Raw genomic sequence first — 14,592 nt, forward strand, 5'->3', positions numbered from 1 at the left:
TTACTCACATGTTAGCGGCTGTGAAACGCATTTCAGGTAAATCCGTATGTTGCTGGCGCGATTCACCTCTGCGCTACTATTTGAATATTTGTTAAGATTGTTGGGCTTTAGTCGTTTTAGTGAACATACAATCGCTCTACTCACAAAGATGCAGGGAAAGTGTTATGAAAACGTTAGGTGAATTTATTGTCGAAAAGCAGCACGAGTTCTCTCATGCTACGGGTGAACTCACTGCTTTGCTGTCGGCAATAAAGCTGGGCGCTAAGATCATCCACCGTGATATCAACAAGGCCGGTCTGGTCGATATCCTGGGTGCCAGCGGTGCCGAGAACGTTCAGGGCGAGGTTCAGCAGAAACTCGATCTGTTCGCAAATGAAAAACTGAAAGCTGCACTGCGCGCGCGCGACATCGTTGCGGGTATCGCCTCCGAAGAAGAAGATGAAATTGTTGTATTCGAAGGGTGTGAACACGCGAAATACGTCGTACTGATGGATCCGCTCGACGGCTCCTCCAACATCGACGTTAACGTTTCTGTCGGTACCATTTTCTCCATCTACCGCCGCGTCACGCCTGTTGGTACGCCGGTAACCGAAGAAGATTTCCTGCAGCCGGGCAGTAACCAGGTTGCGGCCGGTTACGTCGTTTATGGCTCGTCCACCATGCTGGTCTACACCACCGGATGCGGGGTTCACGCCTTTACCTACGATCCGTCGCTGGGCGTCTTCTGCCTGTGCCAGGAACGTATGCGCTTCCCGGAGAAAGGCAGCACTTACTCCATCAACGAAGGCAACTACATCAAGTTCCCGAACGGCGTGAAGAAGTACATCAAATTCTGCCAGGAAGAAGATAAAGCGACCCAGCGCCCTTACACGTCCCGCTACATTGGCTCTCTGGTCGCGGATTTCCACCGTAACCTGCTGAAGGGCGGTATCTACCTTTACCCAAGCACCGCCAGCCACCCGGACGGGAAGCTGCGCCTGCTGTACGAATGCAACCCGATGGCGTTCCTGGCCGAACAGGCGGGCGGCAAGGCGAGCGACGGTAAACAGCGTATTCTGGACATCGTGCCGGAAAGCCTTCACCAGCGTCGTTCGTTCTTCGTTGGCAACAACCATATGGTTGAAGACGTTGAACGTTTTATCCGTGAGTACCCGGACGCGTAATATCTCTCCCGGGGAGCCAGTCTGGCTCCCCAACACATTTATATATTTTACCGTATAAGTGTTTATAAAAATCACGCTTTAATCTTCCCCCCTGCTCCTGCATTATTTCCATAACAGTTTGACATTTATTTCCTGGAGCAGAATTGCAATGAAAAATTATTCCCGGGCTAATACCGGCATTGATTTAAATCTTATCCCTGTATTTATTGAAGTCGTCCGCTGCGGCAGTATGGCAAAAGCCTCTTTGCGCCTGGAGATGTCCCGTCCTGCGGTGAGCCTGGCGTTGAAGCGTTTTAATCAACTGTTTGATGAGCCATTATTTTTTCGCAAAGGTTTATATCTCGAGCCGACTGAAAAAGCGTTAGCGTTAACCAACTCGCTGGAATTATTAATGGGTGATATTCACGATAATATTGCGGCAGTAAATTCCGCGAGAAATAAAGCCCCGGCACAGAACGCACCGGGGCTGGGAAATATTATGCCGCAGTCTGAGCCGTCACTTTAAATGATGACATGGCTTCCATCAGCTGACGCGACTGCTCCTCAAGGGAGCGGGTCGCGGCGGAGGATTGCTGCACCAGCGCCGCATTCTGCTGCGCGGTTTCATCCATCTGGTTCACCGCAATATTCACCTGCTCGATGCCGCGGCTCTGCTCCTGAGACGCGGTGGCAATTTCGCGCATCAGTTTGGTCATGCGCAGCACTTCGGTGGCAATCTCATCCATCGTTTCACCCGCCTGCTGGGCCAGCTCGCTGCCCTCGTTAACGTGGGCCTGCGAATCGCCGATCAGAGAGCGGATCTCTTTCGCCGCGTCGGCGCTGCGGCTGGCAAGGTTGCGGACTTCACCGGCGACCACGGCAAACCCGCGTCCCTGCTCGCCCGCGCGCGCCGCTTCCACGGAGGCGTTAAGCGCCAGAATGTTGGTCTGGAAGGCAATACCGTCAATCACGCTCAGGATGTCGGCGATGCGCGCCGAACTGCCGGAGATATCGCGCATTTTTTCAATCACGTAGCAGACCATTTCGCTGCCGTGATCGGCGGTGTCGGAAACAGACTTCGCCAGCTGGTGCGCCTGCTCGGCGTTGTCGGCGTTAAGCTTCACCGTGGCGGTGATCTGCTCCATGCTGGCGGCGGTCTGCTCCAGCGACGTGGCGGTGGATTCGGTGCGCTCGGCAAGATCCCGGTTCCCCGCCGTCAGCTCGCGGCTGCCGGTATCAATTTGCGAGCTGGCATCGCGAACCCGCAGAACCGAGCTCATCAGCGACTGACGCATCTCCTCTATCGCCGCGTTGAGGCGGTTAAACTCCTGGCTCGCCGGGGCATTCAGCGTGTGGGTTAAATCGCCCGCTGCCACGTTCTCCAGCTGAGCAATCGACGCCGAGAGCGGCTTGAGCAGCATATGGCGCAGCGCCAGCCAGGCGAGCGCGATAATGCCCGCCGTCAGCAGCGCGGCGACAATAATCAGGATCAGCACGCGGGTTTTACTCGCCTGCACGGCGCTCACTTCCGCCTGACCTCGCGCTTCGCTCCATTTCTGAAACGCCTGCATGTCGTTATCGAACTGCTTCGCCACCGGAATCAGCGTGTTCTCCAGCAGATCGTAATAGCTGTCTGCGCTCTGGTCATTCAGGGTTTTCAGCATCGGGCCGATCCCCTGCTGGTTATATGTCGCCAGGCTGGCCGCGACTTTGTCGAGGAGCTGCTGCCCCTGTTCGTCAGCCACGCCGCCGTCAATCACGCCTTTTAACGTTTTCCGGGCCAGAGCGACTTCCTGATTGATGTTTTTTACCGCTTTGGCCGCATCGTCCAGCATGCCGATTTCCATCATGCGGACGGCCTGACCCGCCTCATTGCGCGCGCGCAGGATCAGCGTATAGCCGGTATTCAGCTGCACCATCTGCTCACCCTGAAGGTGATTAATGCGCTGCAGTGAGGAAGAACTCTGTGTGAGGGCATAAATGCCGATGCCGCTGACAATCAGCAGCAGAAGGGTCATAACGGCCAGTAAAGAGAGCAAGCCGGTACGAATCGATAGCGTTTTAAGCATGATATTATTTCCGGTAGCGAGATATTTCTGGGCATAAAAGAAGATTATCGGCCGCTACCGGAGAATATTTATACACGTGTTACAGGCGAACTCTGACGATTCTCCCAAAGCACCGTCAGACCGCGCTGCAGGGCAATAAAAATAAACAGCAGAATGCCGATGGCGATCTTCGTCCACCACGAACTGAGCGTGCCGTCAAAGTTGATATAGGTTTGTATCAGCCCCTGGATCGCGACACCGAACAGCGTCCCCAGCACCGTCCCTACCCCGCCGCTGAGCAGCGTGCCGCCGATAACCACCGAGGCAATCGCATCCAGCTCGACGCCGACGCCTGCAAGGGCATAGCCCGCCTGGGTATAAACTGAGAAGACAATACCCGCCAGCGTTGCCAGGCCGGTCGAGAGCATATAGATGCGGATGGTGGTGCTGCGGGTTGAGATCCCCATCAGGTTGGCCGACGTGGCGTTGCCGCCAATAGCATAAACCTGATTGCCAAACCGGGTTCGGTGGGCAAGGAAAATACCAATCACCACCACCCCCAGCATCAGCAGCCCCATCGCACTTAAACGCCCGCCGCCGGGAATTTTCCACGCCAGGCTGGAGAGCGTGTCATACACCGGATGGTTAATCGGAATCGACTCCTCAGAAACCAGATAACTTACGCCGCGCAGGAAAAACATCCCGGCCAGCGTGATGATAAAGGCCGGAATTTTCAGCGCGTCGATCAGAAGCCCCATAAAGGCGCCAAACGCGCAGCCCATCACCAGCACCAGCGGAAACGCCACCAGCGGCGAGATGCCCCAGAAACCGATCGCCTTCGCGAGGAATACCCCCGTGAACGCGATCACCGAGCCGACGGAGAGATCGATCCCGCCGGAGAGGATCACAAAGGTCATGCCGACGGCGATAATGCCTAAAAAGGCGTTGTCCGTCAGAATGTTGCAGATCACGCGCGTTGAGGCAAAACCGGGGAACTGCGTGAGGCAGTAGAGATACCCCAGCACAAACACGCCCAGCGTGATCATTAACGGTAAATTACGTTTTATCATGGCCACGGATCCCCTTAATGATGCTGACAAAGCGCGGCGACTGGACGATCAGCACGCAGAGTACAACTACCGCTTTTACCACCTGGTTGAGTTCCGGCTGGAATCCCGACAGCAGGATCCCGGTGTTCATGCCCTGAATGATCAGCGCGCCGATCACCGAGAGCAGCAGGTTAAAGCGCCCGCCCATCAGCGATCCGCCGCCGATCACCACCGCGAGGATCGCATCCAGCTCCAGCCAGAGTCCGGCGTTATTGGCATCGGCCCCGCGAATATCGGCGGCGACGATGACACCGGCAATGGCGGCGCAGACGCCGCTCAGCACGTAGGTCAGCATCACCATCAGGCGGGTGTTGACCCCGGCGTTGCGCGCGGCGCGAATGTTGATCCCCACCGCCTCAATAAACATCCCGAGCGCCGTTTTGCGGGTGAAGAGCCAAAAGACAACAAGGGTGACCAGGGCAATAATCACCGGCGTCGGGAAGAACAGAAGGTTGCCGCTGCCAAGCCATGCCAGGCTCGGAGAGTTGAAGGTAACAATCTGCCCCGAGGTGATCAGCTGTGCGACCCCGCGCCCGGCCACCATCAGGATCAGCGTAGCGACAAAGGGCTGAATTTTAAGCACCGCCACCAGAATGCCGTTCCATAGTCCGGCCAGCACGCCGGTGCCTAAGGCCGCCAGCAGTACCACCGGCAGGCTGTGACCGGCCACGGTCATGGAGGCTGCCGTGGCCCCGGCGATAGCCATCACCGCGCCGACGGAGAGATCTATTCCGCCGGTGGCGATCACCAGCGTCATTCCAATCGCCAGCAGCGCCACGGGCGCGGCGCGGTTTAAAATATCGATCGGGCTGCCAAACAGGCGGCCATCCTGAACAATAATCTGGAAGAAATGCGGTGCGACAAGGCTATCTACCAGCAGCACCACCAGCAGCGCTGCAATTTGCGGCGTGCCGGTTGGCCAGCTAAAGCGGCGCTTTGACTCACCGGTTTGCGAAAGCGAACGGGACATCACGATTCACTCCTTACGCCGCGATGGCATTCATGATTGCCGGAACGGACAGTTTATCCAGCGGGATCTCTGCCACCTGTTTGCGATCGCGCATGATGATGACGCGATCGGCATAGCCCACCAGCTCCTCCAGCTCGGATGAGATAACCAGCAGGGCCAGCCCGTCCGCACAGAGCGTTTCGATAAGCCGGATAATTTCGGCGTGCGCGCCCACGTCGATACCGCGCGTCGGCTCGTCAAGGATCAGGAACTGCGGTTTGGTCAGCAGCCAGCGGGAGAGCAGCACCTTCTGCTGGTTACCGCCGGAGAGAAATTCAATCGGCTGTTCCGCGCTCGGGGTGCGGATGCCGAGCTGGCGGATAAAGCGCTCGGCGATGGCGTTTTGTTCTTTACGAGGGATCGGGCGTAGCCAGCCGCGCTGGGCCTGCAGGGCCAGGATGATATTTTCCCGCACCGAGGCGGCGGCAATGATGCCGTCCGTTTTCCGGTCTTCCGGGCAGAAGCCAACGCCCAGACAGGAGGCCTGATGCGGCGATCGCAGGGTTTGCGGTTTGCCCTTGATCAGCGCGGTGCCGCTGTCGGCAGGCTTGATCCCGAAGATCACCTCGGCGGTTTCGGTTCGGCCCGAGCCCAGCAGGCCCGCCAGCCCGACAATTTCGCCGGGACGCACCTCAAGGTTAAACGGCGATATCACGCCTTTCTTGCCGTAATCGCTGAACGCGGCAACCGGTTTTTCGCTCAGCAACGTGCGGCCCGCACGCTGGAGCGCGTTGGTTTCCAGCTCGCGGCCCAGCATCATTTTCACCAGCTCGATCTGCGGCAGCTCGCGGGTTTCGCGGCAGCCGACAAAGCTGCCGTTGCGCAGCACCGTAATGCGGTCGCTCACCTCATACACCTGATCGAGAAAGTGCGTGACGAAGATCAGGCTCACGCCCTGATCGCGCAGCTGGCGCATCAGGGTGAAGAGCATCTCCACTTCCTGGGTATCGAGGCTGGCGGTGGGTTCATCGAGGATCAGCACCTTCGCAGAGAGATCGATCGCGCGACAGATGGCGACGATCTGCTGCATCGCCACGGAAAAGCGGTTCAGCGGCTCGCGGACGTCGAGGGAGAAGCCGTAGGACTCCATCAGCTTCGTGGCGCGCGCCTCCATCTCTTTGCGGCGCAGCAGGCCAAAGCGGCGTGGCTCGCGGCCAATAAACAGGTTGTCTGCCACCGACATATTCGGCAGCAGGTTCACTTCCTGGTAAACCGTCCCGATCCCCAACTGCTGGGCGTGGGCGGTATTTTTTGGCGAAATGGCATTGCCTTCCAGCCAGATGGTGCCGCGATCGGCGTGATAAACGCCGGTCAGCGATTTGATCAGCGTCGATTTTCCCGCGCCGTTCTCGCCCAGCAGCGCCATGATCTCACCGCGCCGCAGGCTGAAATCAACGCTATCCAGCGCCTTTACGCCGGGGAAGAATTTACTCAAGCCCTCTGTGCGGAGGATTTCCTGGTGTTGTTCAGTTTTCATATTCACGTCCCCGGCACGTTCCCGTAGGCCGGGTAAGCGCAGCGCCACCCGGCAATTTCACTGGATCAGTAGCCCATATTTTTCTTCTTCTCTAACTCTTCTTTCGCTGTATCAGGCAGGTAGAGCGTGGACTTGGTGACGGTCACCTTCTCAGGCATCGTGCCGTCTTTCTTGAATTTCTCCAGCGCGTCGAATGCCGGGCCCGCCATGTTCGGCGTCAGCTCGACGCTGGCATTGGCTTCACCGTCGATCATCGCTTTGTAGATGTCCGGCACGCCGTCGATAGAGCCGGTGAGGATATCTTTGCCCGGCTTCAGGCCCGCTTCTTTAATCGCCTGAATCGCCCCGATCGCCATGTCATCGTTGTGGGCGTAAACCATGCAGATATTCTTGCCGTTGTTTTCAGCCTTGATAAAGCTCTCCATGACCTCTTTACCCTTACTGCGGGTAAAGTCGCCGGACTGGGAGCGGATAATCTTGATGTTTGGCGCTTTGGCAATGGCCTCAGCAAAGCCTTTCTTACGGTCGATGGCCACGCTCGCGCCGACGGTGCCCTGCAGTTCAACGACGTTACACGGCTTGCCGTCGACCTGTTTAATCAGCCAGTCGCCAATTAACTGCCCTTCAAGCACGTTATTAGCGGTGACGGTGGTCATATAGAGAGATTTGTCTTTAACATCGATGGAACGGTCGAGCAGGAAAACCGGAATTTCAGCGTCTTTCGCTTCCTTCAGAACCGGTTCCCAGCCGGTCGCCACCACTGGCGCAATAAAGATGGCATCCACGCCCTGGGCGATAAACGAGCGCACGGCTTTGATCTGGTTTTCCTGCTTTTGCTGACCATCGGCGATTTTCAGGGTGATGCCGCGTTTCTGAGCCTCGCTTTTCGCAACGTTGGTTTCCGCCGCACGCCAGCCGGATTCAGAGCCAACTTGCGAAAAACCTACGGTTAAGGGAGCGGCCATCGCCATAGACGACATGGCTGCCGAAACTGCTGTGACAAGAAGTAAGCGCTTCCACATATGAGCGTCCTCGTAGGGGTGTTTATTGTTGGTTAAAAGATGTTCTGCGAAATGACTATAGCCAATGAAATATGTAACGAATTGCGTTACATCACACTTCAGGAAAGTGAATAAAATGTTAATCACAAGTTTGTAATCGCTTTCATTTCACCATTAAAAATGCGGCTGAGTTTATGGATTTTCCTGTCATGGAAACGGTCTGAAAAGTGGGGCTTGCGGGGAGAGAAAGCGAAAAGAGGCGGAGACATTCAGCGTGAGTTGGCTATAATACCTGCCACTTGTTTACCATCCATTTTAAAGGACACCGACATGAGCTTACTCAACGTCCCAGCGGGTAAAGAACTGCCAGAAGACATCTACGTTGTTATTGAAATCCCGGCCAACGCAGATCCAATCAAATACGAAATCGACAAAGACACCGGTGCGCTGTTCGTTGACCGTTTCATGTCTACCGCCATGTTCTATCCGTGCAACTACGGCTACATCAACCACACCCTGTCTCTGGACGGTGACCCGGTTGACGTACTGGTTCCAACGCCATACCCACTGCAGCCAGGCTCCGTCATTCGCTGCCGTCCTGTTGGCGTGCTGAAGATGACTGACGAAGCGGGTGAAGATGCGAAGCTGGTTGCGGTACCGCACACCAAGCTGAGCAAAGAGTACGATCACATTAAAGATGTGAATGACCTGCCAGAGCTGCTGAAAGCGCAGATCGCCCACTTCTTCGAGCACTACAAAGACCTCGAAAAAGGTAAATGGGTTAAGGTTGACGGCTGGGACAACGCAGAAGCGGCGAAAGCAGAAATCATCGCCTCCTTCGAACGCGCTGCTAAGAAGTAATTCTTACTGCCAGACACAAAAAACAACGCCACCTCACGGTGGCGTTGTCGTTTTTCAGTACTGGTCTCTGTCTAACCAGTTACCGCTTACAATCCGCGTTAACCCGTCGACCGGACGCTGGTAGACATACATCCACGCGCTTCCGTACGGTGTCTGGATCAACTGGCGAGCGTATTCACCGCCCCTGGTGCGCAAGGCATCAAGTTCGGCAAGTGTAGCATTATCAATACGATAAACTTCACCCTGTACTGTTCCTTCGCCGGGAACCGCGCCTGGATAGTGGCCCAGGCTGTACAACTGGTAGTTCTCGATATTGTAATTCCCCAGTAGCTGGGCATTGGTCATCCAGTGACTGTTGCCTTGCCTGGTTCGTAAACTGCCGTAGACAAATATTCGCATTGCTAAAACTCAAACTGATAGAGCAGATCAAGTGCCTGGTCTACGCCGGACACTGCTTCCAGATATAGCTTAGGCATCAGGCGATAGCGTAACGTGAGTGTTGCCAGTGAGTCAAAGATCCCCACACCATATTTTACCTGCAGACCCGGCAGTACATAGCCGCTGACCACCACCTGCGAGGAGTCACCCACGCCCTGGGTGTCCAGCGCCAGATTGCTTACGCCGAACGTCTCGCCGATTTTACCCACAACCTGCCCACTTTGTGCAACCCCCAGACCGACCAACATTGAGGTCATCGCCGCACTGTCGCTTTGTCCGCTGTCCAGACCTTGTCCGCGCAGCAGATAAGAGAGGGCTTCCTGCTGCGACATCGCCGGGTCGGAGAAGATCTCCGCCTTCGGTTCGTCGGCAGAGCCGGTGACGCGTACGCCAGCAATGACGTCGTTTTCCGTCGCTTCCGGGTTACGAATCGCTTCGATGTTCAACAGCGGTTGATCCGGTGGGCCGGAGAACAGCAGCTCGCCTTTACGGACAATCAGATCCTGACCATAGGCATGGAAACGCCCTTCAGGAATATTGATCTGCCCATTGAGGCCAAGCCCTTGTTTATCCTGCGCCACTTTCAGGTCGCCCGTGAGCCTCGCCTTCAGCCCAAACGCATCCAACCGCACGTTATTTCCCACGTGCACGATAAGGTTACTATTAATCGGTATGCCAGCGCTCTTCTGTTCGACAGGTTTCAGATTTTCATTGAGCATAACTTCATCACTGGAGACGCCGACCGCGCTTTCCGGCACCTCGTGAACCACGATACGCGCCCACGGCACGTCCACGCGGCCATCCAGGGTGAAGAGGCTTGGCGTCGCCTCAAAGACCACGTCCGGCGAGACGTCCAGGCGCACCATTGGCGGTACGGTAATGCGCACCTTACTGCCTTTCGCGGCAATACGGGCGCGCCAGTTGTCGAGCTGGCTCCAGTCCGCGTCGCCGCTCAGGTTGATTTGCCCCTGCTGAGTTAATACCGAGCCGTTCAGCGTCGAGCTCATGCCGTTGAAGTTCATCGCAATCTGGCTGGGCTGCATATCGAATGGCATAAAGTTACCGTCGATATCCACACCGCTGAGCCGCAGCTGGCCGAACAGCTGAGGGCTTTGCGCGTTGCCCGCCAGGCGCAGGTTGGCATTTACCATGCCCTCGGCTTTTTCCCCGCGGGCGAAGATCGGGTTGACCATCGCCAGGTTGAAGTTACGAATATTGACGTTGCCGCCCAGATTGCGCCGCCCCTGCGGATCGGTAATCTGTATCTGCCCGTCCATCTGGCCGTTGTTGGTCAGACGGATAAGCCACCCCAGCTCCGCACGGTTGTTATGCAGGTCTGCACTCACGTTCAGAGTGTCGAAGGCCACCGGCAGCGGCGCGTCGTTGACTTCCTGCGTCACCTTCACGTTGCGCCCGGAAAGCGTGACGCTGCCCTGTGGAAGCCCCTCTTTGGTGGTGTCCCAGGCGACATCGGCTTTCCCGCTGAAGACGCCGCTGGCCTGCGTGGTGTCCGGCATAAACGGTTTCAGCATCGCCAGATCGAAGCGGTTCAGGTTGATCTGCGCGCGCCCTTCCGCCCCCGCATCAATGGTCTGCGGCACGCACAGCTCCGCGTTCGGGTTGGTCCAGCAGTGAGGCCCGATGCTGATCTTCTGCTCGGCGTTGCGGTAGTCCAGCGCAATGGAGCGCGAGAGCGCCAGCGGCCCCACCGGGGTGTTGAAGCGAGTGTTGTCCAGCGTTCCTTTCCAGCGCGTTTCCTTCCGGTCAAAGCTGCCGGTCAGGTGAAGCTGGCCGGAGACGGGCTCGCCCTGCACGCGCAGTTGGAGGTCGTGCTGCTTCTCGTTCCCTTTGGCGTCCAGAGTCACCAGGCTAATGTTCACGTCCGGCTGGGAAATGCGCTCCACGCGCAGGTTCAGGTTGCCGCCGATCTGATCGGTGGATTTCACATCCCCTTCCACGCGGACGCGGGCAACGCTCAGCTCCTGCCAGCGCAGATTGTTGGCGGTGATATCTGCCAGCAGCTGCGGCGCGTCCACGGTGCCGCGCACTTTCACGAGTCCTTTCGCCGTACCGCCCAGACCCGGCAGGGCGTTATCCAGATTCGGCGCGTCGATGGTGGCGTCAAGATTGAGATCTTTTACCCCCAGCTCGCCTTTGATATCCGCCGTGTTGCGGCCCAGCGCCACGTGCAGTCCCGGGATAATCCACTGCAGGTAGCTGTTGCCCTTCACCGAGCCTTCAACGTTCACCTTGTTCTGCTTCACGTTCCCGGTGAGCTTGATTTCCGGCACGTCCATCTGCCACGTGCCGCCGTAGAGGCTGCCGCGGGTTTTGATCAGCCCGTCCAGCTTCGACGGCCAGTCCGGCACCTCTTTGGCGGTGTTAATTCCCGTCAGCTTCAGCTCGCCGCGCCAGCTGATCGCCTGCTGCCAGTCGAGCAGCGCGGTCAGTTCCGTTTTGCCTTCCAGCGCCGCGACGGTCAGCTTGTCGAGGTTAACCTGCTGTTCGTTGCCTTTTGCATCCAGCGTGATGGTCGCGGGCGGCACGCCCTGCCCCTTCACCGCAGTGCGGAACGAGAGCGTGTAGTCGGTCATTTTGCCGCTCAGCTTCAGCTTCAGATCGTCGGCCTGATACTGTTTTTCGCCGGTAAACGGCCAGTAAAGCTGCTTGCTGACAACCTCAAGATTGAGCGGCAGCCCGGCTTCCGCCAGCTGGGTTTGCGCGCGCAGGGCCATGTCTACCGGGCCGGAGAGATTCACCCCGATATCCAGCTTCTCGCGCAGCGCCCCGCCCACTTTAACCTTCACTTTTTCGCCCTTCAGCGGGTCGATATTCAGGGCGCTATTGAGGGTGATATCCACCGGCCAGCTGTCGCGCAGCAGGGCGTTGCCTGACGCGTTCACCGAGCCCTGGTTGGTGTCGATATCCAGCGCGTCGAGCTTCATGTTGCCGTCAATGCTGCTGACTTTCAGCAGCATGTTAAAGACCGTCAGATCGGTGTCGCCGGTCAGGCGCAGCTGTTCGCCTTTGAACTCCTCAATGTTGAGGTTCAGCGGCAGATGCACGTCGGTCATTTCAGGCAGGACAGGCTTCGAGAAGAGTTCTTTCAGCGTTTCGCCCAGCGGCTTCTCTTCCGGCTGCGGGTTCTGGATCTTCGGTTCGACGATCTCTTCCTGCGCCACGTCCGCCACTTTCGGCAGCGCAATCAGCAACCCTTGCAGCGAGGTTGGCGTCAGGGTGAGGTTTTTCTCCTGCCAACGCAGACCGGAGGTGAAATCCATCACCGAAACGGTGGTGTCGTCGATTTTGATATTGACGTTATCGAGCGCCACCCGATAGAGCGCAATCGGGTACGGCGTGGAGAGATTCAGCGGGCCGCTGTCCTCTTCCTCAACCGGCGCAGACTTCGGCATTTTCTTTGAGTCTACCGCCACGTTGACGTCTTTTAGCGACAGATCGTTTACGCAGAGCTTGCTGTCCCGCAGGCAGCCCAGCTTCACCGCGAGATGAAATTCCCCGGCGTTGACCACCACGCCCGGCTGCTCGTAGCGGATGTTCTTCAGACGCAGGTCGCGCCAGCCGCCCGTTACCTGACCAATTTCCAGCCCCGGCACCCAACGGTTCGCGGCGTTAAACAGCAGATGCAGCCCGGTCGTCGTTCCCACCAGAAACGCCACCGTACCGAGCAGCAGCACGATAAAAATCAGTACCCCGAGGCTTATTTTCTTCCATAAACTCATAATTCAGGCCCCAGACCGATGTAAAACTGTAATCCGTGTTCATCTTTGTCGCCCACCGGCACGGCGAAATCGAGCTTGATGGGCCCGACGGGTGATTGCCAGCGTACGCCCACGCCTGCACCAGTTTTAAAGTCGCTGCGGCGGATATCGTTCACCGCTTCACCACCGTCAACAAACATGGCGCCCCACCACTTGCCGCTGACGTTGTACTGATACTCCAGCGATCCGGTCGCCAGTTTGGATGCCCCGGTCAGCTGGCCTTTTTCGTTTTCAGGTGAGATCGATTTGTACTTATACCCGCGAATGCTGCGGTCGCCCCCGGCGAAGAAGCGCAGATCCGGCGGAACGCGCTCGAAATCACCCGTCTCAATCCAGCCGAGATTGCCGCGCATCACAAAGCGGTGTTTGTCATACAGCGTGCGGATCCAGACGTTTTGCGCCTGCACCACCGTGAAGTCGACGTCAGAGCCCCACATCGTATTGGAGTAGTCGATAGAGTAACGCTGTGAATCACCCCAGGTTGGCATCAGGCCGCCGCGCGAGCGGGTGCGGCTGATCATCACGCCCGGATAAAGCAGCATAGTGGTATTGGTGACGTTTGCCTGGGTAAAGTGATCAAGGCTCCAGCGCAGGTTAATGGCGCGCTGCCAGCCGCTGGAGAGATCCCAGAAGCGTGAAACCGCAAGCGTTGTCGAGTCCTGCTCGGTATCGTTCAAATCGGTACGCTTAAAGCCGCCCTGCAAAAGATAATATTGCTCAAGCGGGTTTTTCAGCAGCGGCATTTTATAGCTGAAATCAAGCTGCTGTTCCGGCGCGGAAATGCTGGCGCTGGTGGTCAGGCTGTGGCCGTAGGAGTTCATCCACGGCTTTTTCCAGGAGGTCTTCACGCGCGGACCGACGTCTGTCGAGTAGCCAACACCGGTCTCAATGGTGTTCTCGGTGCGCGGCGAGACAACGCCATGCAGCGGCAACACCTTGGTTTTGCGAGACTTATCAAATTCCGGTGCGACAACCACGGAGTTAAACCAGCCGGTAGCGGAGAGGCGACGGTTCAGCTCCGCCAGATCGCTCGACTGGTAGTAATCGCCTTTTTTAAACGGCACGAGGTTTTGCAGATACTCTTCACGAATTTGCGAACCCTCAAACGTTACATCGCCAAAGCGGTAGCGTTCGCCGCTGTCGTAGTCAATATCCCAGAAGGCCTGACGTCGCTCCAGCGCGATGCCCAGCTGGCTTTTATTGAACTGGCTGTCGAAGTAGCCCTTGCGCAGAGAGACGCTCGTCAGCTCTTTTTTGAAGTGGTCGTAGTCACCGTGGTTGAGCACGGTGCCGATTTTCGGCCGCGTGCTGAGCAGGTCCAGGTAGTCGCGGTCGGTACGCGCGCCGCCGCGCAGGATGACGTTCGTGCCGCCAATCAGCACCGGCTCGCCCGGCGAGACGCGGGCAATAAGCACCTGACGCCCCTTCTTTGGCGGCGGGCGGAGATCGAAATCAATGGTGGGTTCGTAATACCCCAGCGCTTTTAGCCCTTCACGGATCGCGTCATCCACGCGCGCGCGAAAACGCCGGTCCGGCGTCACCTCATCGCTCTGGATGGTCGACAGCTGCGCACGCACGTTTTTTTCCAGCGTCCCGGATAACCCCTCAACCTGCAAACGGACATTCGCCGCGCTGGCAACCCCGCTTGTCAGCAATACACTGACTAAACATAACTGGCGGATTTTTGTCACGTTTTCTCCTGAATATCCCTTTTCCACCCTGGAAGCA

General features: G+C 57.3%; 11 protein-coding genes. 3 read left to right on the forward strand and 8 right to left on the reverse strand.

Annotated features, from left to right (window positions below):
• The first annotated feature begins 164 nt into the window (after positions 1–164).
• Together fbp and APT89_RS21240 are read left to right on the forward strand one after the other, a co-directional pair.
• Positions 165–1,163, forward strand: coding sequence for a class 1 fructose-bisphosphatase (gene fbp, locus APT89_RS21235; protein ID WP_028015293.1), 999 nt, complete (start codon positions 165–167; stop codon positions 1,161–1,163).
• A 148-nt stretch (positions 1,164–1,311) separates the two neighbouring features.
• Positions 1,312–1,668 (forward strand): helix-turn-helix domain-containing protein, encoded by a 357-nt coding sequence (locus APT89_RS21240; protein WP_041911461.1) that lies wholly within the window; start codon positions 1,312–1,314, stop codon positions 1,666–1,668.
• Here APT89_RS21240 and APT89_RS21245 read toward each other — a convergent pair.
• The 5 genes from APT89_RS21245 to ytfQ form a co-directional block, all read right to left on the reverse strand.
• Positions 1,640–3,211, reverse strand: coding sequence for a methyl-accepting chemotaxis protein (locus tag APT89_RS21245; RefSeq protein ID WP_045631253.1), 1,572 nt, complete (start codon positions 3,209–3,211; stop codon positions 1,640–1,642). The genes APT89_RS21240 and APT89_RS21245 overlap by 29 nt on opposite strands.
• Positions 3,212–3,279: 68 nt before the next feature.
• The gene (gene yjfF / locus APT89_RS21250; protein ID WP_041911463.1) at positions 3,280–4,260 is read right to left on the reverse strand and encodes a galactofuranose ABC transporter, permease protein YjfF; all 981 of its coding nucleotides are present in this window, start codon (positions 4,258–4,260) and stop codon (positions 3,280–3,282) included.
• Entirely contained in the window at positions 4,247–5,272 is a 1,026-nt protein-coding gene (gene ytfT / locus APT89_RS21255) for a galactofuranose ABC transporter, ATP-binding protein YtfT (RefSeq protein WP_162196517.1), read from the reverse strand. The genes yjfF and ytfT overlap by 14 nt, the downstream gene beginning before the upstream one ends.
• Before the next feature lie 10 nt (positions 5,273–5,282).
• Positions 5,283–6,785, reverse strand: a complete 1,503-nt coding sequence (gene ytfR / locus APT89_RS21260) for a galactofuranose ABC transporter, ATP-binding protein YtfR (protein ID WP_041911465.1) — start codon at positions 6,783–6,785, stop codon at positions 5,283–5,285.
• Between the two features lie 65 nt (positions 6,786–6,850).
• Complete coding sequence (gene ytfQ / locus APT89_RS21265; RefSeq protein WP_021240696.1) at positions 6,851–7,807, reverse strand: galactofuranose ABC transporter substrate-binding protein YtfQ; 957 nt, start codon at positions 7,805–7,807, stop codon at positions 6,851–6,853.
• 309 nt (positions 7,808–8,116) lie between these two features.
• Here ytfQ and ppa point away from each other — a divergent pair, with 309 nt between their 5' ends.
• Positions 8,117–8,647 (forward strand): inorganic diphosphatase, encoded by a 531-nt coding sequence (gene ppa, locus APT89_RS21270; protein WP_041911466.1) that lies wholly within the window; start codon positions 8,117–8,119, stop codon positions 8,645–8,647.
• A gap of 54 nt (positions 8,648–8,701) precedes the next feature.
• Here ppa and APT89_RS21275 read toward each other — a convergent pair whose 3' ends face one another.
• The 3 genes from APT89_RS21275 to tamA are packed head-to-tail and all read right to left on the reverse strand — an operon-like array spanning position 8,702 to position 14,555.
• Complete coding sequence (locus APT89_RS21275) at positions 8,702–9,046, reverse strand: gamma-glutamylcyclotransferase family protein (RefSeq protein ID WP_008501424.1); 345 nt, start codon at positions 9,044–9,046, stop codon at positions 8,702–8,704.
• A 2-nt stretch (positions 9,047–9,048) separates the two neighbouring features.
• Entirely contained in the window at positions 9,049–12,825 is a 3,777-nt protein-coding gene (gene tamB / locus APT89_RS21280) for an autotransporter assembly complex protein TamB (RefSeq protein ID WP_060573516.1), read from the reverse strand.
• The gene (tamA, locus tag APT89_RS21285) at positions 12,822–14,555 is read right to left on the reverse strand and encodes an autotransporter assembly complex protein TamA (protein WP_045631255.1); all 1,734 of its coding nucleotides are present in this window, start codon (positions 14,553–14,555) and stop codon (positions 12,822–12,824) included. Before tamA ends, tamB begins: the two co-directional genes overlap by 4 nt.
• Positions 14,556–14,592 lie beyond the last annotated feature (37 nt).

This window comes from Enterobacter sp. 50588862 (assembly GCF_001462935.1).
GTDB classification, from domain to species: domain Bacteria; phylum Pseudomonadota; class Gammaproteobacteria; order Enterobacterales; family Enterobacteriaceae; genus Enterobacter; species Enterobacter bugandensis.

Excerpts from the sequence above, each read along its gene's own strand:
- APT89_RS21245 (WP_045631253.1), bottom strand. The coding sequence starts at position 3,211 with ATGCTTAAAACGCTATCGATTCGTACCGGCTTGCTCTCTTTACTGGCC.
- ppa (WP_041911466.1), top strand. The coding sequence starts at position 8,117 with ATGAGCTTACTCAACGTCCCAGCGGGTAAAGAACTGCCAGAAGACATC.
- yjfF (WP_041911463.1), bottom strand. The coding sequence starts at position 4,260 with ATGATAAAACGTAATTTACCGTTAATGATCACGCTGGGCGTGTTTGTG.
- APT89_RS21240 (WP_041911461.1), top strand. The coding sequence starts at position 1,312 with ATGAAAAATTATTCCCGGGCTAATACCGGCATTGATTTAAATCTTATC.
- ytfR (WP_041911465.1), bottom strand. The coding sequence starts at position 6,785 with ATGAAAACTGAACAACACCAGGAAATCCTCCGCACAGAGGGCTTGAGT.
- APT89_RS21275 (WP_008501424.1), bottom strand. The coding sequence starts at position 9,046 with ATGCGAATATTTGTCTACGGCAGTTTACGAACCAGGCAAGGCAACAGT.
- fbp (WP_028015293.1), top strand. The coding sequence starts at position 165 with ATGAAAACGTTAGGTGAATTTATTGTCGAAAAGCAGCACGAGTTCTCT.
- tamB (WP_060573516.1), bottom strand. The coding sequence starts at position 12,825 with ATGAGTTTATGGAAGAAAATAAGCCTCGGGGTACTGATTTTTATCGTG.
- ytfQ (WP_021240696.1), bottom strand. The coding sequence starts at position 7,807 with ATGTGGAAGCGCTTACTTCTTGTCACAGCAGTTTCGGCAGCCATGTCG.